This window comes from Chitinophaga sp. CC14 (genome assembly GCF_048957795.1).
GTDB classification, from domain to species: Bacteria; Bacteroidota; Bacteroidia; order Chitinophagales; family Chitinophagaceae; genus Chitinophaga; species Chitinophaga ginsengisegetis.
This window is the reverse complement of the sequence record NZ_JARBFY010000003.1, coordinates 191,217-212,344: the sequence shown is the minus strand read 5'-3', so window position 1 is coordinate 212,344 and position 21,128 is coordinate 191,217. Positions and strand designations below refer to the sequence as shown.

The window sequence follows — 21,128 nt, the reverse complement described above, 5'->3', positions numbered from 1 at the left end:
GAATGCGTTAATGAGTTATTGATTCTGCAGTTCCTGTTCCGCTATTCTGACAAATTCTCCCGGCCGGAAACCGAAGTTGTGCCGGAAATTCAGCACATGCAATACACCGTTTGTTGGCTGAATATCGGAGGTCATCACCTGTACTTTCTGATTATTGGCAAAAGTCACCGGATCATAGGTGATGTCTGTGAGCAGCAATACACGCGCACCTACCGCTTCCACGCCGTTATAGTTCTGGTAAATTAACCCGATGTTGAGGATATAGCCACTGTTCATCACGTAGTTAATTCCCGGGTAAGCATATACATTCACCGGGTCTATACGCGCAAATTTATTGGCGGTATACTTCCCTTTGAGCATGTACATACCCAGGAATTTCTTCCATACTTTAGGAGGAATATCAGCCAGTTTCACGCTGTCTTCCACCATCCGGTAACGGTATTCATTCAGATCGTCGATCGCATCCACAATGCTCTGATCTGTTGGGGTAAAGAAGGTAACGGAATCGTTCTGCAACATTTCTTTCAGCCCGGCTTTTTCTACTACATACGCCACGGTATCAAAAAGGTCCGGGTTCTGTACCAGGTACTCGTAAATGGTTCCTTTATAGTGCGGATCTGCAATACCGCTGTCGATATAATAATCTTTTTTACAGGAAGATAACAACAGACCTGTTATCAGCAGAATGCCGGCTATGGGCAATAGCTTTCGCATAGTGAATATTTTTTACAGTTATTGTATCCAGTATTGATTTCTGGTGACCAGCGGATTGTTGTTTACTGCGGATGTGGCTATTGGCCAGGTCCATGCACCTTTCTCCATCAGGTCTGGTGTAAGTGGATTTTCCGTCAGGGTTCTGTCGCCAATCCTGCCGGTGCGGATGAGGTCATACCACAGGTGTCCTTCTCCCATCAGTTCTTTTTCCCTTTCATAGAAAATAGCCGTTTTCAGGGGCTCACCACCACCTCCGGCATACAGTTTTGCGCCTGCCCTTTCACGTACCAGGTTGAGCATCGCTATGGCTTCTGCGTTTCTGTTACCCAGGTTGGCCAGTGCTTCTGCTCTCAGCAGAATTACATCTGCATAGCGGAACAGGATGAAGTTGGCATCGTAGTCCCTGGTAATAGGATTGGTGATCGCAGAAAATTTCAGGAACATCGGTTTCTTCTCTCCCTTGGAGGCATAAGGGTCATCAAACCACAGCTCCAGCCTTCTGTCGGATTCACCGCGGGGATATACCCTGTCCAGGTGCCTTACCATCGGGGTAATTTCGCTGTTACCGTTCAATCCATCCCGGATAATAGGATCGTGTAAAGTCCACTGGCAGATGAGATAGTGGAAAGCGCCGCCATAGTTGGCATCCAGCGACAGTTCAAAGATGCCCTCTTCAGAGCGGCCTTTGAAAATGGTCTGGAAGGTTTCTTTGGTGTAAGGCAGCAGTTTGTATTCGTGCAGATCCATCAGTTCTTTGATCAGATCGGCGGTTTGTGTCCAGTATTTTTGTTGATTGGCGGGATCAAAACCGGCGCTCCACATGTTGATATGTGCCATCAGCGCCAGTGCGGCGCCTTTGGTGCCACGCACAGCCCTGTTGGTAGGGTCATCGTAGGAAATTACCATATCCTCTTTGCATGCTTCGAGATCTTTGAGACAGAAGTCCAGCACGGTCAGCATTTTTTCACGCGGCCTCAGCGTGATATCATACGGGTCTGTTTGCAGGGGCACATCTCCGTATAGCCGTGTCATATAGAAGTAGATGAAGGCGCGGATAAAGCGGGCTTCTGCTACCAGGGCTTTCTTTTCTTTTGAGCTGAAGGCAGGATCTTCAATACCGGGTATCCTGTCGATACAAAGATTGGCAGTAGCAATGGCCTGGTAAAACAATCCCCAATCCGGGATATCTTCAATACCATCACCGCCGGCCTGCAACAGGCGGTTGGCGGCCAGGTTGCGGAACCCGTTCTTATCAAACCAGTTCCAGTTGCCGGGTCTGAAATCACCTACATTATATACAACACCTTTGGTAAATTTCTCCAGCAATCTTGCGTAAGCGCCATTGATGGCCTTCTGTGCATCGCCTCTTGTTTTCCAGAAATCCTTCCCGGAAAGCGTATCCAGTGGCTTTACTTCCAGGAACTTCTTACAGGAACCCACTCCCAGCAAAAGGCAGAAAAGTATTCCTATTTTAAACCAATGTTTCATCTGAAAATAATTTAAGTGTCATTAAAATTGAGCGCCTATACCGAATGTCAAACTGGTGGCATTCGGATATCCATTGATATCGTCCCTGCCGAGTGAAGTCACGGTCTCAGGATTAGGCCCTGTATACTTTGAGAAGATGCCCACATTGTATGCGGTGAGATAAGCACGCAATACCCGCAGTTTTAACTTCTTCATAAAATCAAAATCACGGAACTGGTAAGCCAGTGTGATCTGGTTAATTTTGAAGTAAGAGCCATCTTCCATGTACAGGCTCTGATCCAGCCTGTTAGGCGCTACCTGTGCATCGTGATCAAAAGACCCTACGATGGCAGGATGCGATGCTTTATCGCCCGGATTTGTCCAGTAATCGATTTTACTGATATCATACAGGTTGATAGGGCCGGCGGCGGTACCGTCTTTACTCAACAGTTGGGGATACTGCAGGCGGTAAATCCTCGCAGCAATAGCGTTATTCAGGATGCTGCGATCCGCCAGGAAAGTACAGTTGATATTGAGCGACAGGTTCCGGTAGCTCAATGTATTATTCAAACCGCCGGTGAACATTGGTTCCGGGTTACCCATAATCATATAGTCGGCTCCATCCAGTGCGTAGTCGCCGTTCAGATCTCTCCAGATAGGATCTCCTGCCTGGAAATACTGGGTACCGGGGCCTTTAAACGCTTTGTAACGTACACCCCTGATAGGATCTACCGGTACATCGGAAGTATTGCTGTATACACCATCTGTTTGATACATGTAGTTACTCTGCGGATTTCTGCCTACTTTCAAAGCAATGCTCTGGTAAGTGTTTTGATCCACTGCTATAAAAAGCTGTGAGCCGCCGGGTAATTCCGTGAGCACGCCTTTGTTGTAGGCGCCGTTTATTGAAAAGATCCACTGAAATCCTTTAGGATCGCGGTTCATAATAGGGCGCGTGGTGATAGACAACTCATGACCGTAGTTCACAATAGCGCCACCATTCACCTGCATCTTACCATACCCGGTAGAATTGGGCAACGGGATATCCCGCACCAGGTTGTAGTTGTTTTTATAATAAGTATCATAGATCACTTCCACGCGGCCTTTAAACAAGCCCAGGTCTACCCCGAAGTTGAACTGCGAAGACTTCTCCGGTTCCATGTAGGGGTTAGCCAGTATATTGTAATTAGGATTGATGGAAACGGCGTTGTTGTAGTTTTTCACACTTTCATAAGCGCCCAGTGAATTGAGGATAGTAGCGGTAGGGCGACTGTTAACCCCATACGTTACACGCACCGATCCGTAATCCAGCCAGTTCCAGCGCCGCATCAGGTTTTCTTTATTAAAGTTCCAGCGTACACCTACAGATGGATTTTTCGTATAGGGATTATTGATACCTGCAGAAGAGTTTCCATCTAACCGGTAAGCGAGGTCCAATACATACTTGGTGCGGTAGTTATAAGAGAAGAACCCCGCCCACGACGCGGCATGATACACATAAGATACCGGCGTACCATTTACGTTTATTTCGTTCGCATTGTTCCAGGGATTACCGGGATAAAACCTCGGGGAATAGCCACGGGGACCCCAGTAATAATCGTTCGGACCATTGCGTATGTCTTTCACATGCTGGTCATCTGATTTGATGTTGATTTCACTGAATACGCTGGCGTATATGTTATGGCTTTTCTCCAGGTCAGACGGTCTGCTGCTATAGCTGTAGTTCACGCCATTCCTGGTGTTCAGCTCATCGTGGCGGCCTACGAAACCATACAAACCGGTTTGGTTGTTATTGGAAAACGATTGGTTAAACCGGTCCCTGGTATCTGTATAGTAATCGTAAGAAGTAGTGGAGTTGATACGCAGCCCGTTGATAATTTCATAGTCTACATCCACGAAGCCACGGATATTGAGGGTGTTATTATCGTCTATATTATTTTCATATCCGCTCAGCTGAGGGTTACCTACAAAGGTAGAAGGGCCGGGCATCAGGGAAGAGGTGAAGGAGTTTCCTGCACCATTATTGGTCAAGCCGCCACCGTTACCACGTTGCTTCTGACCCAGTGCGCTGAACAACTGTGCGCCGATACGCAGCTTCTTGCTTGGCTGCATATTCAGTTGCATGTTCAGGCTGTATTTATTAAAGCCCGTATTTTTCAATACGCCCTGGTTCATCTGGTAAGCAAAGTTGGCCTTGTAGTTCATCTTCAGGTTACCCCCGCTGATCTGGACGTTGTTATTGGTATTTAAAGTGGTCTGGTAAAATAATCCCTGCCAGTCGGTAGAATTATTATAGAACGCATTGAGGCTATCTGTCAGGAACTGGGAACCGGGATCACCCAGTATGCTGCGCGCCGCCTGTGCATCCCGTGCATTTTTCATAATGGAATTAATACGATACCTCCGCTCTGCATTACCACCAATAGTAGGCCGCAGATTTGGCGGCAGATTCACAAACAAACTGCTGTTGATGTCAATGATTGGAGTAGGTGAATTACCACGTTTGGTGGTGACCACAATTACGCCGTTGGCGCCGCGGGAACCATACAAAGCAGTAGCCTGTGCATCTTTCATTACTACGATGGATTCTACGTCTTCCGGTGGAATCAACGCCAGCGGGCCGGTGGCGGCACCGGGTTGTAACATCGACTGGGAAATGCCGCCGTCGAAATCTACCGGTACGTTATCAATTACCAGCAATGGGTTATTACTGGTAAGATAAGCGTTATCACCACTACCGCTTACATCGAGCTGGGAAACCCCTCTCACGGACATGGTACCACGAAAACCCGGCGCACCGGAATTATTCTGGATATTAAGACCTGCGATTTTACCCTGCAGCAATTCCTGGATATTGGATACCGGTACATCCTGCAGCGCCTTTCCATCGATCACGCCGGCAGATCCGGAGGATGTTTCTTTGGTACGCTTCTGATAACCGATGATCACCGTTTCTTTCAGCGATTTATTTTCCGGGCTCAGGGTAATATTGAGTGTGGTTATCTTCCCTGTTTTAACCGTTTCCAGGCGGTAGCCGATGTAGCGGAACTGGATGGTTTTATCTGGCTCTACGGAAATGGTGAAACGCCCGGTTGGATCGGTAACACCAAGACCTTTATTATTTTTTATATCGATGATGGTTACGCCCGGAATACCCTCTTTCGAAGCGGCATCCGTCACCCGGCCTTTGATGGTAACAGCCTGTTGGGCATATACCGTGCTGCCGGCTCCTGCAAGTAACAGGAATAGAACAACCAGCGTATGTATGTACCGTTTTTTCATGGCACTAATATTTTAATGTTTCAGAATACAGTTACCAGGTTAATCGTTGGTAAACTTGGGATTTACTTTAAACTTGAAGATCACGTCCCAGCTGCCGGGTTCAAATACGGCAAAGCCATAACCGATACCTGCCTGCCGGCGGATACCGTAGGAAACCCGTTCATAGGTGAACATGATGCTGGCTTTTTCATTAATGCCTACATCGGCCAGTACCGGGTACGGACTGGTTACATCCCAGGTAACGGTGGCACTGTCTGATGAAAACTTCCGGTTAAAGCCAAAATTCACATTCAAGCCGGCGGTATTGCTGTAATATCTCAGGCTATCCCATTTGGTAACATTAAACTTCGACATTTTAATAGGTAAGGAATCCTGATCATAAAATTTAAATGTGAGCGTATTCTTCGTGGTACCTGTTTTAACGAAATACACATTTACCTGTTCACTTTTAATCTCGTTGTTCTGCATATCCTGCACGCCTATTACGGTAGGATGGTTGTAAACAAGGTTATTGCTGTTAGACTCTTTCTTTTGCAGACCGGTGATATCATCAAACTCGTATGGCTCATACGGTCGTGGGCGGCGGAGGTCCAGCTTTCTTTTCTGGAAAGTTTTCTGTCCGCCTTTGTTCTTCACCAGGATATCAAAAGTGTAGATGCCTTGTTTTATTTTGGAAGTATCTGTAGACCAGAACACAAGATCACCTGAAGTGGAGCGCATATCGAGGATAGGCCGTTTCACCTGGATGCGTTTGGCTTCAATTTCCGCTACGGATTTTTCTGTGCCGCTGTAGTATTCTTTCCATTGCCAGGTATTCACTTCTTCCAGTAGCTCCGGCGCAGGCATACCATCCGGCCGGGCGATGTTCTTCATTTCAAAAGTGAGTGGCTGTGTTGAATTATCTGCGTTGAATTTTCCGTAGAACACATTGGTACGACCAAAATTAGCCTGGTACGTATCCCCGTCGAAGTTGGCGTTGTTGCTGAAGTGTTCTTTCTCATCCGGCAACAGTTGCTTGTAACAGCCTGTTGCCATCATTGCCAGTGTGCCGGCTATTAATAAAGTATATACTTGCCTTTTCATTTTTATGGATTTATTTTGGTGAAGATGAGACGGTGCAGGTTAAGATTTGCTTTCTTGATCATCACTTTCATCAGGTGTTTTCCTGCGGGCAGATCTGCCGTACCAAAGGCTCCCTGCCAGTTTTGCCAGCCACCGGTGCCCTGTATCGGGATATCTTCACATACCCTTACTTCATCTATCAGCAGATAAATAAGACCACCGCCATTACCGGCAATCCTCAGTTCCACTTTATACTTTCCGGCTTCTTTGATATCAACGGTGTATCGTACCCAGTCGCCGTCGCTGGTCCAGCCGATGTTGTAGTTGCCACCTGGACTTGTGGAGCCATCACCCTGCGAACAGTTTTCTGTACCCGGATCATCGGGGCGGTAAGTGTGGCCACCATCGGGATTACGGTAATGGTAAGCCACTTCTTTGGGACCTTCATCATAATCCGCTGCGTTTACGATACCGGGTATTTCAATCGGGTAGCCCAGGTATGGCCCCTGCAGCGGTTCCAGCGATTTGGGATAGGCTTTTCCTACAAAGGAGGTAAAGCCAAATACATGTCTGGTTTCCAGGATGTGCATCAAACCATTGGTAGATTTGATATCCACATTCTGCGTGAGCGCAATGGACCAGTCTTTTGTAAACCTCGACTCGTTTTTGTCGCTGTACTGCAATACCGCCGTGCCTGCGCCCACTGCGCCGGAAGCATTGGTGCTGGCGGTTTTGCCGTTCATCTCATGACCGTATAAAGATTCCAGGTCGCTGCCATCCGCATATCTCAGCGAATCGGCAGTTACCAGTCCGCGTACAATGTAGCGCCGCAAAAGACTGTCCCATACTTCAAGCGGAATACTGTCCAACGTCCAGTTGCCTTTATCGCCAAGACGTTCCCTGGAAAAATTCACGTTCCTGATGGCAGTGGTGATGCTGTTATCCTGCGGAACAAAAAAAGTGACCTGTTGACTTTTAAGCGTATCGGTCAGCTTTACGCGGTCTATCAATAATAGCAGGGTGTCGTACAATCCTCCCTGCTGTTTGAGAAAATCATAAGTACTTACTTTCACTTCCGATACGGGCTTTGCATTCCGGTAGTCCTGCATCCCTTTTTCGCATGCAAAACAAGCCGTGACAGCCAGTAGTATTAAATATTTTTTCATGGCAGTGATTTATTATTTCCAGAAAGAATTTTGAACCAGCGCGCCATTGTTGGACAGCGCTTCCTGCGATAGTGGCCACAGGGCCGCTCCCCTGTCTACATCAGCCTGTGTAAGCCTGGTGTATTGCGGGATCTTTTTGAAATGTACCAGGTCGTACCAGTACCATCCTTCTCCCATCAACTCCCTTCTGCGTTCCAGCAAAATAGCATCCATCAGCTCCTGGCCGGCCATAGCTACGTTTACATTTTTGAGTGCGCGGGAGTTACGGATCTGGTTCAGGTCTTTTTGTGCTTCCGCTGTTTGTCCTAACCGCGCTTTGGCTTCTGCGCGCAGCAGGTACAGTTCTTCATAACGGAATACGATAATACAGGATGAATACATTTTCAACACGGGGTCTTTCACCGCGCCATTGATCTGTTTCATCTTAAAGAAGATGGGATAGGCTTCTTCCATTTTTGTGAAGAAGTAAGTAGGCCGTTGTTCGCGCGGTTCACTGTAAATTTTCAGTACACTGTCTTTCGGCACGTAAATTTCAGACTCCCTTTTTGGAATATAGGGTTCGCGCAGGGTCCAGTCTTCCAGCTGACCGGTGGAAGATATTTCCGCATGGTCAAAGTTCATATCTATCTGGAAGATATTGGCCCCGATACGTCCGCGGAAAGCGCCATCCAGCCGGGTAAGGTCGTTCAGGCTTACAAAGCCATAACCGGTGTTCGACTGGTTATTGATAACGGTGTTGGCATACTCCAGCGACTTATCATACTCCCCTTTCCAGTTATAGATATGTGCGAGCAGCGTGTAGGCCATCCCTTTGGTGATGGTGATGGAGATATGATGTGATTCGCCCTGGCCGCGGTAATCGCCCTGTTGTTCCGGCGATTTACCATTGTACTTCCAGGGTAAGCCATCAATACAGGCTTTTGCTTCGGCTGCTGCAAAGTCCAGTACTTTGTCCGATTTTTCACGGGCAATCGTTTTTGAGGTCCCATCAGACGGAGCAGTGACCAGTGGCACATCTCCCCAGATCCTTACTATATAGTAATACAAAAATGCGCGGATGTAAATGGCCTGTGCGCGATCCAGTGTCATCTCATTTTGTGAGTAACGATAGTCGGTAGCAGTTACCTGCGGTAATTTTTGTATAGTAAGATTGCATTGCGCAATAGCTGTATAAAATCTTCGCCAGTCGCGCCATTCTTCCATGGTGGAATAACTGGCGTTCAGGTTATTTTCCACTACTGCACGCAGATCACCGCGTTTGGTCGACTGGAAGTCGCCTCCACGCAAATCCCCGTACACCCAGTGCGCGTTTTCATTTGACATGGCAGCACGCATCAAAGCATAGCAGGCAGACAATCCCGCGCGTGCATCATTTTTAGTCTGCCACATATTTTCTTCTGTCAGGGCACGATGTGACGGCACATCCAGCATTTTTTTACAGGACGGCATACTTACCGCCAGTAATAGTATCAACCCTATCTTTCTCATGATCTTGTTTTTTAACATCAGAATTGAAAATTAAAGCCCAGTGTAAAGGTGCGTGGAGCCGCCCAGTTGTAATACCCTTCGTCGTACCCGAAGTAGCTCACTGCTTCCGGATCACCGCCTTTGTACTTTGTCCACGTAAGCAGGTTGTTACCGGTGGCATAAATGCGCAGGTGTTCAACACCCGAACGTTTCATCCACTCTGTTTGCATGTTATAGGCTACTGTTAATGCGCGGAGCTTTACAAAGGAACCATCTTCAAGGAACAGTGTTTGATTGGGCTGATAGGCATATACCGCGCTCCAGGGATTGTATTGCGGGATCTTGCTGTAGTCGCCTTCTACTTTCGACCACCAGCTGATTTCCTTGATCGCCTTTGGATCATCAATAGCTTCCCTGTTGGCAAAATCAAAGCGATCGGCCAGCGCCTGGTTAATCACTTTACGGCCAAAAGAGTAATTCAGCAGGATATTCACATCCCATGCGCCGTAGTGGAAGGTGTTGGTGAAACCTCCGGTAGCAGCGGGCGACAAGCGGCCTTTCATTACACGGTCCTTGTCGTTGATATCAAAATCGCGGTTTAAATCTGTCCATTTGGGATCACCCTTTTTCAGGGTAACACCCTGGTAGGTCATTTTCCTGCCTGTTTTTGGATTTACGGGCACTTCATCATCGGAGTTGTAAATGCCTTCATTGAGGAGCAGCCAGTAGCGGTCTACCGGCTTGCCTACCAGGAAGCGGCGGTTGTTGATCACCAGGTCGGTAATCCCGTCAGGCAAAGCCATCAGCTTATTCTGGTTTGTATAAATATTGATACCGGTGGTCCACTGGAATTTCTTTCCTTTCACTACATCTGCATCGATAGACAGCTCATAGCCATAGTTGCGGATGTCCATACCATTTTTTACAATCCCGGTGTATCCTTCTTCTTCCAGCGTAGGCACTTTCAGTACCAGGTTGCGGTCTGTTTTGGCGTATACATCCAGCGATGCACGTAACCGGTCGTGAAACAGACCGATATCAATGCCGCCGTTCAGCTGTTCTACTACCGGCCAGGAAGTACCCGGTACTACGTAACCGGTGGTGTAGGCAGCGTTGATAACAGGGAAACCGTTGTAGGTCGACATATTGGGCACACCGTTCCAACCTGCATCCACGTTATATACCGGTCCGCCGGTATACATTTCATCCATCAGCAAACGGCCTACGCGGCCCCAGCTGGCGCGGACATTCAGGTTGCTCAGCCAGGAAGATTCTTTCAGGAAATCTTCCTTATGTACTTTCCATGATGCAGACAAAGTAGGCGATATCAGCCAGCGGTTATCCGCATCGAGGTAAGAGCTGCCATCCCTTCTCACATACAGGGAAACAAAATATTTTTCATTGAAGTTATACCCGATGTTGGTGTAGAAAGATGCCAGCCTTGACTGCGTAAAATCTTTGGTATTAAACATCAGGCGGAAGTTACCGAAGCGGCCTTCTTTCTGCTGATCGGTACCTGGCTGGTAAATCTTCACATAATCGCTGGAGCCCTTGTAGGCGCGGCCGTAGTCATAGCGCCATTTGTCCCATTGACCATATTGACCGAGCGTTATTTCAACATGATGTTTTCCGGGAAAAGTTTTTGCAAACTGCAGGGAGTTATCGAGAATCATCCGCCTGTTCAGGCCATCGTAGTTTGATACATAGCTGTTGCCTTCACCGAGCGCCGTAGGCACAAAGAAGTCGCGGAAGTTTTGCCCGTAGTCAATAGCGAAACGGGTATTCCAGGTGAAGTGCGATAAGAAGCTGTACTTCGCATTGGCAATGATACGGGCTGAATTATTCTTGTTCCGGTTAATGGTATTTTCCAGCGCCGTATAATATTGTTGCAGGTAGGCTTTGTTAGGTGATAAGGGGGCGTCGTAGTTAAAGAGATAGTCTTCATCCCCGGCACGGTCGCGGATAAACTCATTCCGCTTACGGTTTTGATTAGCTACGGAAATATCTGTTGTAAAAATCAGGTTCCTGACCGGTTGAATATTGATACCGAAGTTTACATCGTAGCGTTTGATTCCTGTTTTATCATATACGCCCTGCTGCGAGGATTGCCCGATGCTGAAACGGAAGTTCGCATAAGGGGTACCTCCGCTTACAGCCGCCTGTATACCTTCTGTAAATGCGTTCCGGAGAAAAAGATCATCCCAGTTAGCGGGGCCATAGTAGCGGGCCTGGGAAGAATCTGCCAGGTAGCGGGGGAAGTTCCGCCATTGTGTTTCATCCGCATATTTCTGGTAGAAGGGCAGGCGGAAATCACTTTCGTATCTGCCGTTAACCGCATCTACCGAGGGTTTCAGCGCCACACCGGCATAAGCATTTACAGACACCCGCATTTGCCCTACACGGGGCGCTTTGGTGGTGATGTTGATAATGCCGTTGGCTGCATTGGGACCGTATTTTGCGCTGGCAGCAAAATCTTTCAGCACTTCAATACTTTCGATATCATTGATATCCAGGAAACCAAGCAGGTTGGTTTCTGTCCCCATCCTGTTAAAATCGAACCGCTGGATGTCGTAGGCAAACGCATGCTCCATGATGAGGGGCACACCATCTACCACATAGGTAGGTTGCGCGTAAAACAAGTCGCGGTTGCTCAATAGCAGGGAAGAGGTGCCTCTTACGAATACGCTGTTGCGTTTTCCGGGTTCTGCGGAAGGAATTCGTACATCCACTCCAGTTACCCTTCCTATCAGCATCTGATCGATACTGGTATAAGGGAGTTTTTTCACTTCTCCAATGTCTACTGAAGAAATAGCCCCGCTGGCACTACGTTTCAGGAAAAGTTCATTGTTGGGAAAATATCCCAGCGTGTCGCGCCTGGTAGATGTCACTTTGGAAAAGGCAAGTGAATCTGCATTCACACCGGAGGTATCTTTTTTATTTTTAAACAACACATTCTGTGCTTCCGATGAGGTACTCACCAGGCACATGGCTGCAAAAAAATAAATACCTCTGTGCAGGAAAAAGTAAAAGTATTTCATACATGCAATATTTAGGAATGAGAATCCCAGGGCGTAAAAGAAGCTTTACACCACATTAATTTTTTTTTGACATGAACGGGCATAGGTTGCCCTGTTCCCTTTCGGGGAATGTCTGTAAATTTAGAGTTCAGGGCACGCCATGGCCACTACAGCACAATATCTGCCATGCAAAATGCCTCGTGCAGCATAAGCAGGATGCCAAAATAATGTCTACTGTGAAAACATAACGCCCGTGAAGTAGTTAGGGACAGCGGGTAACCCTGTCAGGATGTAATGAACGTTGAGTCATGGAAACAAAGATTAATTAACGTGAAATTTTCAATCGATCTGTAATTCTGGTTTTCAATAATTGCTAGTACCAACGCACAGTGGGGAAACTACAGCAAACACAGGGTCTAACTGGTCATTTGTACTATCAATGCTCTTTAAATTCTGGTTGTTTTTTTAACGCTACTGTACCAAATGTAATTAGCTAAATGGATTTTTCATAGTTTTTTGTGAATTATTTTTAAAAATTTAATCCTGTGGGGCTACACCGCCTTCATCTCCATGATCCTTTTTTCAAATTCTTCATTCACCACCACCGACTTATTCTTAATCCGGGTTTTATAAGTGTTGATAGTGTTTACTGAGTACCGGAGGATGTGCGCAATTTTATCTGTATCATGAATCCCCATGCGGATTAACGCGAAGATGCGCAGGTCGGGCAAGCGTGCCACCAGCAAAAATTCCAGGATCAGTATGCCCTGTCGGTGGTATAACGCACTAATTCCTCCAGTGCGGCGCGCGTAGGGGAAGGCGGAAAGGTAAAGAGGATCCGGAATGCTTCATCGCGGTAGTCCATCATTTTTTGGGTGGCATAATCGAGGCCGCCGGAGTGGTTCACGGTTTCCACTACAAAGTTCACTTTGTCTTTATCAGTATGCTGGTGCTTTACAATGTGAAGGATCTTTTTCCGCAGCACCGGGTCGGCATGTTGAACGGTATAGATCAGGGGGAGGGTTACTTTCTTTTCTTTGATATCATTGCCGGTAGGTTTACCGATGTCGGTATTGCCATAATCAAACAGGTCGTCTTTCAGTTGAAAGGCCATGCCTACTTTTTGCCCGAAGTCGTGTAACAGCCGGATGGTTTCCGGGTTATCGCAGGCAGAGGAAGCGCCGGCGGCACAGGCAGCGGCCAGGAAGGAAGCCGTTTTGGCGTTAATAAGATCATAGTAGTCCTTTTCCTCAAAGCTCAGTTTATTGGCCTTGGTCAGCTGCAACAGTTCTCCTTCTATCATTTGCTGGATGGCGGCGGCATAAATTTTAAGCAGACCAGGATCATTATTATCAAGCGCCAGCAGTACGCCTTTGGTAAAGAGCTGGTCGCCCACCATTACGGATACACGATTTTTCCAGAGGGCATTTACAGAAAACGCGCTGCGGCGTTTCATCGCATCATCAACCATATCGTCGTGTACAAGGGAAGCGGTGTGCAGCATTTCCACCAACAGGGCGGCGCGGTAACTACCATCGTTGATAGCGCCACACAAGCGGGCGCACAGCAACACAAACATAGGACGCATCTGCTTCCCTTTGTGGGCCGCAATATCCGCCATAATCCTGTTCAGCAACAGTACATCACTTTGCATGGCATCATGAAAAATCTCCTCAAACCGTTGTAGTTCGCTACCAATCGTTTCCCTGGCTAATTGCATATGATCATCACTAAGAACGGGGCCGAAATTACGATTTCTGCGGGAAAGTATAACCTGACTTTCTTTATTGCTGAAAGCCCAGCACAAAATGTAATTGCTGCATGTGCTTCAGAAAAGCAAGCGTGTCCTGTTCCAGTGTGCCCGTATCCGTTATATTCAGCTGCGGTGCATATTCCAGTATATCCCTTACCGTGATACCTGATGTTAACTGCTCGGTTAAAAAAGCCAGCCAGGGCGACAGGTCCGTGAACTCCACATGCCCTGTTTCCGGGTGGCGGAACAACAACACAAAATAAACACCTTTATTTTTCAGGATGTCTTTGGGCTTCGCTAACAAATGAACCGGGTAATGAAACGATAACAACCGGTGTTCAGGATTGAGTACCAGCGGCGTGTCCAGCCAGTTGCCGGAAAGGGAATACGCGGGTGCAGGTATATCTTCCATGTTATACACCTCCATTTCCGCCCACTCAAAAGCGAGGAGGTCGTTGAGGAAGGGGATACTATAAGTATCTTCCCAGTTATGCGCTACCGCGTAGGTGTAAAACTCCAGTGGAAGCTTCCACACCTGGTACGACTGACACGCATGTTTCGAAAAAAACTCCTTCACCATTTTATTCCACTTTGCGGTGGGAATATGTTTGAATGCAATGGGGAAGGCATTTTCCATTGTGTCATGGATCATGTTAAACACCAGCTGGCGGTAGTGTTTCAGCCGGTGAGGCGCTACGCCGGGCAGCTTTACTTTTTCACCTGTTCTGCAATAGGTGGAAAAAGTTTGCTGGATATGATAAGTGTCAGGCAACAAGTTCATCTTTCCGTTTCCATTGTTTATGACAAATATTTTTCAGTCTTGTTAACTCGCCCTGCAGCTCCGCCATTTCCGGGATATTAAAATCCCTTTCCAGTAAAACCGGTACCGGTTGCAGGTGTTGAATGGTCCATTCAAAAAGGTCGTATACAGGGTCTATAATCGGTTCCCCGTGGGTATCGATGATCAGGTCGGGCGCTACCTGCTCATGACCGGCCATATGGATATAAGCTACTTTGCTGAGCGGCAGTTGTTGTATAAATGCTTTGGCATCATACTGATGATTGAAAGCATTTACATAGATGTTATTCACATCCAGCAGCAGCTGGCAGCCGGATTGTTTTACCACTTCATTGATAAAATCCACTTCACTCATTTCCGCCGCTACAGGTGTGTAATAGGATACAATTTCCATTACCAGCGGGCGTTGCAAATAATCCTGTACCTGCTGTATCCGGCCTGCAATATGCTTTACCGCATCCATCCGAAAAGGGATGGGCAGCAGGTCGTACAGATGTGCATTATCACATTTGGAATAGCTGAGATGCTCGGAATAAATCTGTACGTTGTATTCCCGGAGAAATGTTTTTACATATTGCAGAAATGATTTGTCCAGTGCTTCGGGGCTGCCGATTGACAGGGAAAGCCCATGACACAGCACCGGGTATTTTTCTACTACACGATGTAATACTTTCTTCCAGTATCCGCCGATGTTCATCCAGTTTTCAGGAGCAAACTCAATAAAATCGGGCCGGATATGTTCACCGCTGATCATTTCTTCCGCAAACTCCCTGCGAAAACCTACACCTACCATGATCGTACATTTTAGGAGGTTAAAATAAAGTAAAGACCGGCCTGTGCGTACCACACCGGCCTTTACCTGACCTGGAAATTAATTACCGGATTTGGTAGTGTCTTTTTTATGCTTGTCGCCCTTCTTACCTTTTTTGTCACCACATTTTCCTTCACCACATTTGCCCTGACCGCATTTACCTTCTTTTGTTTTACCTGCCGCGGCGCTGTCTTTTTTTGCGCCGCAAGACAGTTCAATAGCATTGGCTGTATTGCCGGATGCGCCGGTTAATGCGCTTCTTACTGCTGCGCCGGAGCCCAGGTTAGTATACCCGGCGGGCCTTGCTGTTACCTGCAATGCAGCCATACCGAGGATAGCACCGGCAACAAGAGAGCCGGAAAACAGTACTTTTTTGCTGATAGGATTGTTGTTTTTCATCTTCTTAAAAATTTAAAAAACTGGTGAGAAAATATATGTGTTTGAGAGGTAGACATGGCGATTAAAAAATCCTTACAGGTAGTTCAGTTATTTCTCCAGTTGCGCTTGTCTGAAAAGCTTCTGCCCGCATATGATTGTTTTGCCTGTTGTAGCAGAAAGGTTACGGAAAATTACCTGTTTTAGTTTTCTCCGCAACCCAAAAAAATGTTAAAGGCGGATAACCGGCAAGGACAGGAAGCTAAATGGCGGGATAACGGCATCCACTATTCAGCATTTTATCCTATTTTTGGCCTGTACCCAATGAAATATGAATTAAACTCGGCCCATGAAAAATGAAATGTCGCCTGTAACGTCCGTTTACTTTGTAACATTATTGAAAGCATATTTACGTGGTACTAAAACAAGACAGGAAGTAATAGATGAATTGCGCAGCGTATCCCCGCTGCAACAGAAGGCCGGAGAAGAATCAAACACTGAAGTGAGCAGGTTGCTGTTCCAGACTGCCAGTGAAATCAATGAACATTATTACCAGGATATTGTAACTGCTATTTCCCATGCTTCCGATACCACTCCCACACGCGAAGGAGTTATCCACCAGCTGGAGGCAATGCTTACCGGTTATATCACCACGGAACAGCTGATCCAGTGGGCTACCTGGCACAACGAGCCGGATACCGACGATGGAACCGGGTTCTTTGATGATATCGCTGTAGACTATTTCTGTACACAATTATTGCCCGCTTCCGCTGATGAACTGGCAGTAGCCCATTACAAACAGGCGCTGAGGATTTTCCGGTCGGGCCAGCATAACAGCCTGAAAGACAAGGTGGCGCTGGTGTTATTGTCTGAAAAAGAAAGACAACGTTTTCTCTTTTACCTCGGTGATTACATACAGGGGCATACTTCACCGGAGCAACTGGATGTATACCTGCTTCATAAATTTGGGATGGATCATCACTCCTTTCCTTATATGTCGTCTCTTTCCGCTATTATGCACGATCCGGGGAAATTACCGGCGCTCCTGCACCTCGCCGCAATGGACGAATAAATACATCACATAAATTCAACATACTAGCTAACCATCAGGCTGCAGCCTCTCAAAGCAGAATTATCGAGCCGGCCCAGTACTTCAAACCGGCCATCGGCATGCATACGGCCAATATCTTCAGTGGCAATGAACGCACAGGAGTATATATTGGCCAGGTCAATTACATTCATAACACCCGCGCCTTTGCCGGCAGTGAGCTGGAAAGGATCATTCTCATCGCGTAGCAATACCTTCATCCAGGGCGGCGTTTCAAACAAACCATCACATTTGGAATAAGCCTGCGATAACAGCTCCGTCATCCCATATTCCGCATGGATACAGGCTGCTCCCAGTCTTTCTTTCAGGAAAGCATGTACTTCCTCACGGGTCCACTCTTCCCTTCTCCCCTTCATTCCACCCGTTTCCATCACGATGGTATTTTTCAGGGAAAGGGTGTACTGTTCTGCAAAATCAAGTAATCCGAAAGTAACGCCTATCAGCAATACCTTTTGTCCGCGTGCTTCCAGCTCCTGCAACTGATGGAACAACTTATCATGTTCGTACAGGTAAAAGCCGCTTTCCGGATGCCCGCTGCGGATAGTCATTTCCTGTACCATGCGCACCAGCGAGGAATGTTGCCGCTCCAGGTAAGAAGGTAACAGCCCCACTACTACGTAATCGCTCACCGGGCCGTAAAACTGCTCAAAGGCCGTCATGAAGCTCTGGGTATAGATGGCGGAATGTTTAACCAGGTGCCGGCTGTTCACCGTTTGGGTGGTGCCGCTGCTTTCAAAGACCAGTTCCGGCTCAAACCGGCCGCATACCACGGTATGTGATTTGAAAAATTGTATGGGGAGAAAGGGAATTTCAAGAATGCTTTTCACCGAAGCAGGCGGGATGTGCAGGGCATCAGTATAGGCCCTGTACAGGTCATTTTCCCGGTACTGGTACTGAAACAGCTCCAGTGCAGCGGCTTCCAGCCCACTTTCGGTTAATGAAAATATATATTCCGGTGATACGGCGGTCATGCAAAGCTGAATTTAAAATCGCACAAAGTTAGGGAGAAGAATAAATCTATCCGCAGTAAGTAACAATTGTCACAAAAAAACGTTTTGGTATAGATGGATGGCGATAACCGAATATTTGTATATTTCCTAAATTAATGTAGGTTTGTTTTATGAAGAAAATTCTGTTTTTGTTCCTGCTGGCCGGGTTATTTTACGCCTGTAAAAAGGATAAAATAGGTACTAAGCCCACTCTCAGCTTTAAAGGATATTCGCTCGACAGCGTGGTAGCCAATACCCAGGTAATGTTTGTAACGCTTGATGTCCGGGACGGGGACGGTGATATAGAAGATACTTTACAGATAGCCCCCCTCTACGATACTAAAATACAGGATACCTTCTATATTGTAAGACGGATGCCTGAAATTGGCGCCAACAGGGGCAACAGCGTAAAAGCAGAAGTAGCTATCCGGCTCGATCCCGTAGATTTCAGAACCTACCAAAGCCTGAACGACAGCATCCACTTCCTGGTATTTATCCGCGATAATGCCGGAAATATCAGCGATACCCTCGCTACTCCAAAAATACCTTACAACATTCCCTGACAAACGTTACATTCTAAAATATCATACATTTAAGGATTCCTTTTACTAAAGGGATCCTTTTATTTTTAGCTTTACTTTTGATTTTTAGCATATGGATAAAATAGAAGAACTACAGGCAAAGATCGCCGAAGCAATGCTTGGCGGAGGAGATGTACGTATTGCTTCCCAGCATAAAAAAGGTAAGCTCACCGCCCGCGAAAGGATACAGCTGCTGATGGATGAAGGTTCTTTTGAAGAACTGGATATGCTGGTTACTAACCGCAACCGCGGTCTTACGGCCGACCAGGAGCAGTTTCTCGGCGATGGCGTGGTAACCGGCTACGGTACTATCCACGGCCGTTTGACCTATGTTTTCTCACAGGACTTCACCGTATATGGCGGTAGTTTATCCGAACCGCACGCCCGCAAGATCTGCAAGATCATGGACCTGGCTATGCAGAACGGCGCTCCCCTCATTGGTTTAAACGACAGTGGCGGCGCACGTATCCAGGAAGGTGTGGTGAGTCTTGGCGGCTATGCCGATATCTTTTACCGCAATACCAGGGCTTCCGGTGTGATCCCGCAAATCTCCGCCATCATGGGCCCCTGCGCCGGCGGCGCCGTATACTCCCCTGCTATCACCGACTTCATCATGATGGTGGAACAAACCTCCTATATGTTTGTGACCGGGCCTAACGTAGTAAAAACCGTTACCCATGAAGAAGTAACTTCAGAAGAACTGGGTGGCGCCCAAACGCATGCTGCCAAAAGCGGCGTAACCCATTTCGCCTGCGCCAATGAAATAGAATGCATCCAGTATATTAAACAGCTCCTGAGCTATGTGCCGCAGAACTGCGAAGAAACAGCGCCGGTATACCCGTACGAGCCTGGCAATGAATTAAGGGAAGCCCTCAACACGCTGATCCCGGAACATCCGAACCAGCCGTACGACATGAAAGAGGCTATCGCACAGATTACGGATGCCGACAGCTTCTTTGAGGTACATAAAAATTTTGCGGAAAATATGATCGTGGGCTTTGCCCGCATCGCCGGCAGAAGCATCGGTATAGTAGCCAATCAGCCGGCCCACCTCGCCGGTGTACTGGACATTCACGCCTCCGTAAAAGGCGCCCGGTTCACCCGCTTCTGCGATGCGTTTAACATCCCGCTGCTGGTACTGGTAGATGTTCCCGGTTTCCTGCCCGGCACCGACCAGGAATGGAACGGCATCATCACCAACGGCGCCAAACTGCTGTATGCACTCAGCGAGGCCACCGTACCCAAACTTACCGTTACCACCCGCAAAGCCTACGGCGGCGCTTACTGCGTGATGAACTCCAAACATATCGGCGCTGATCTCAACTTCGCTTTTCCACAGGCCGAAATTGCCGTAATGGGCGCTAAAGGCGCTGTGGAAATCATCTTCAAAAGAGAAATCGATGCCGCCGCCGATCCGGAAGCACGCATGAACGAACTCGTGGCCGACTATACGGAAAGGTTCGCAAACCCTTACCTGGCAGCAGAAAAAGGATACATCGATGAAGTGATCAAACCGGAAATGACCCGTATCAAACTGATCAAGGCTTTCAAAATGCTTGAAAATAAAGTGGTAAATATGCCACGAAAAAAACATGGCAATATACCTTTGTAGCAACTGGCTTCCCGCTTTTTAGTGCTAAAAAGCGGGAGGCTAAAAGCTAAACATATGCTCCGCAGCCTTTTCAATCTTATTCTCTTCACTTCCGTTTATATTTCCGGGTGCGCCATCGGGATGATCTGGCAAACCAACCAGTTGCTGGCCCTCGATTACCCGCATAATACCTTTTATCTTTTCGTTTTCTTTTCTACTATCTGCAGCTACAATTTTCACTGGTACCTTACACCTGGTAGCTACTCCGCTTCAGAAAGAATACTTTGGGGTAACCGTCACCGTGCCCTTATGCTCATTTTATGCGGCATTGGCCTGGCGGGCTCTTTATGGTTTTTCTGGCAACTGCGCGAACACTGGCTGGTGCTAAGCGGCAGTGCAGTACTCACCTTTTTGTACTCTGCACCCAAAGTGCCGCACAAAGCATTCCGGTGGCTTAGTAAAATAGCCATCGGCAAAACCTTGTTCCTCACCTTCGTATGGACGTATGTAACCACGGTACTTCCCGCGCTGATAGCCAACAACGTGGTTACACAGCCACTGGTATATCTTACTATACACCGCTTTGGACTCATCTATGCGATCTGTATCTTATTTGATTACCGCGACCTGGAATCTGATAAGAAAGAAGGCATCCGCAGCCTCATCACCGCCCTGGATGAGAAAAACCTGATGCGGCTCTACTATTCATCCCTCGTGATAGCCGCCATAAGCGCCGGTTTGATGTGGTCCTATACAACGCTGCCTGCTGTTGTTACCCTGATGATACCCGTTATCGCCACCGCACTCATCACCCGTAAAGCGCAACGCACCGATTCCGATTACCTGTTCTACTTCGTACTGGATGGCTTCATGGCCTTGTCGGCCGTGTTATATCTCATGATCGTTTAAACCGGGGCAGCACAATCCCGCGTTTTCCTTACATTTG

17 protein-coding genes are annotated in these 21,128 nt (G+C 47.4%); 4 read left to right on the top strand and 13 right to left on the bottom strand.

All coding sequences use genetic code 11. The features are described 5' to 3' along the window. Positions 1 to 15: 15 nt before the first annotated feature. From PV783_RS10845 to PV783_RS10790, 12 genes are all read right to left on the bottom strand, one after another. Positions 16 to 714, bottom strand: a complete 699-nt coding sequence (locus PV783_RS10845) for a fasciclin domain-containing protein (protein ID WP_079468721.1) — start codon at positions 712 to 714, stop codon at positions 16 to 18. 18 nt (positions 715 to 732) lie between these two features. Next, complete coding sequence (locus tag PV783_RS10840; protein ID WP_420987960.1) at positions 733 to 2,202, bottom strand: RagB/SusD family nutrient uptake outer membrane protein; 1,470 nt, start codon at positions 2,200 to 2,202, stop codon at positions 733 to 735. Between the two features lie 21 nt (positions 2,203 to 2,223). Beyond that, complete coding sequence (locus PV783_RS10835) at positions 2,224 to 5,463, bottom strand: SusC/RagA family TonB-linked outer membrane protein (RefSeq protein WP_420987959.1); 3,240 nt, start codon at positions 5,461 to 5,463, stop codon at positions 2,224 to 2,226. A gap of 39 nt (positions 5,464 to 5,502) precedes the next feature. Continuing rightward, the gene (locus PV783_RS10830; RefSeq protein ID WP_420987958.1) at positions 5,503 to 6,546 is read right to left on the bottom strand and encodes a DUF5007 domain-containing protein; all 1,044 of its coding nucleotides are present in this window, start codon (positions 6,544 to 6,546) and stop codon (positions 5,503 to 5,505) included. A 2-nt stretch (positions 6,547 to 6,548) separates the two neighbouring features. Next, positions 6,549 to 7,691 (bottom strand): carbohydrate-binding protein, encoded by a 1,143-nt coding sequence (locus PV783_RS10825; RefSeq protein ID WP_420987957.1) that lies wholly within the window; start codon positions 7,689 to 7,691, stop codon positions 6,549 to 6,551. A 12-nt stretch (positions 7,692 to 7,703) separates the two neighbouring features. Continuing rightward, the gene (locus tag PV783_RS10820) at positions 7,704 to 9,179 is read right to left on the bottom strand and encodes a RagB/SusD family nutrient uptake outer membrane protein (RefSeq protein ID WP_159454228.1); all 1,476 of its coding nucleotides are present in this window, start codon (positions 9,177 to 9,179) and stop codon (positions 7,704 to 7,706) included. A 17-nt stretch (positions 9,180 to 9,196) separates the two neighbouring features. Continuing rightward, positions 9,197 to 12,196 (bottom strand): SusC/RagA family TonB-linked outer membrane protein, encoded by a 3,000-nt coding sequence (locus tag PV783_RS10815; protein WP_420987956.1) that lies wholly within the window; start codon positions 12,194 to 12,196, stop codon positions 9,197 to 9,199. A 530-nt stretch (positions 12,197 to 12,726) separates the two neighbouring features. Beyond that, positions 12,727 to 12,915, bottom strand: a complete 189-nt coding sequence (locus PV783_RS10810) for a hypothetical protein (protein ID WP_420987955.1) — start codon at positions 12,913 to 12,915, stop codon at positions 12,727 to 12,729. Positions 12,916 to 12,932: 17 nt separating this feature from the next. After that, on the bottom strand, positions 12,933 to 13,895 hold the full coding sequence (locus tag PV783_RS10805; RefSeq protein WP_420987954.1) for a polyprenyl synthetase family protein: 963 nt from the start codon (positions 13,893 to 13,895) through the stop codon (positions 12,933 to 12,935). A gap of 64 nt (positions 13,896 to 13,959) precedes the next feature. Beyond that, on the bottom strand, positions 13,960 to 14,709 hold the full coding sequence (locus tag PV783_RS10800) for a DNA-binding domain-containing protein (protein WP_111579603.1): 750 nt from the start codon (positions 14,707 to 14,709) through the stop codon (positions 13,960 to 13,962). Then, complete coding sequence (locus tag PV783_RS10795) at positions 14,693 to 15,520, bottom strand: DUF692 domain-containing protein (RefSeq protein WP_079468731.1); 828 nt, start codon at positions 15,518 to 15,520, stop codon at positions 14,693 to 14,695. The genes PV783_RS10800 and PV783_RS10795 overlap by 17 nt, the downstream gene beginning before the upstream one ends. 78 nt (positions 15,521 to 15,598) lie before the next feature. After that, on the bottom strand, positions 15,599 to 15,937 hold the full coding sequence (locus tag PV783_RS10790; protein WP_079468732.1) for a hypothetical protein: 339 nt from the start codon (positions 15,935 to 15,937) through the stop codon (positions 15,599 to 15,601). Positions 15,938 to 16,262: 325 nt separating this feature from the next. On the opposite strand from PV783_RS10790, the gene PV783_RS10785 reads away from it, so the two are divergent. Continuing rightward, positions 16,263 to 16,985, top strand: coding sequence for a hypothetical protein (locus PV783_RS10785; protein ID WP_420987953.1), 723 nt, complete (start codon positions 16,263 to 16,265; stop codon positions 16,983 to 16,985). Positions 16,986 to 17,008: 23 nt separating this feature from the next. On the opposite strand, the gene PV783_RS10780 is transcribed toward PV783_RS10785, so the two are convergent. After that, positions 17,009 to 17,992: an acyl transferase gene (locus PV783_RS10780; protein ID WP_336386560.1), complete on the bottom strand. Its 984-nt coding sequence runs from the start codon at positions 17,990 to 17,992 to the stop codon at positions 17,009 to 17,011. Positions 17,993 to 18,141: 149 nt separating this feature from the next. On the opposite strand from PV783_RS10780, the gene PV783_RS10775 reads away from it, so the two are divergent. The 3 genes from PV783_RS10775 to PV783_RS10765 all read left to right on the top strand — a co-directional run bounded on the left by PV783_RS10775 (position 18,142) and on the right by PV783_RS10765 (position 21,091). Continuing rightward, positions 18,142 to 18,573 (top strand): hypothetical protein, encoded by a 432-nt coding sequence (locus tag PV783_RS10775; RefSeq protein ID WP_079468735.1) that lies wholly within the window; start codon positions 18,142 to 18,144, stop codon positions 18,571 to 18,573. A gap of 91 nt (positions 18,574 to 18,664) precedes the next feature. After that, positions 18,665 to 20,203 (top strand): acyl-CoA carboxylase subunit beta, encoded by a 1,539-nt coding sequence (locus PV783_RS10770; protein WP_079468736.1) that lies wholly within the window; start codon positions 18,665 to 18,667, stop codon positions 20,201 to 20,203. Positions 20,204 to 20,257: 54 nt separating this feature from the next. After that, the gene (locus PV783_RS10765) at positions 20,258 to 21,091 is read left to right on the top strand and encodes a UbiA family prenyltransferase (protein ID WP_079468737.1); all 834 of its coding nucleotides are present in this window, start codon (positions 20,258 to 20,260) and stop codon (positions 21,089 to 21,091) included. Positions 21,092 to 21,128: the final 37 nt, after the last annotated feature.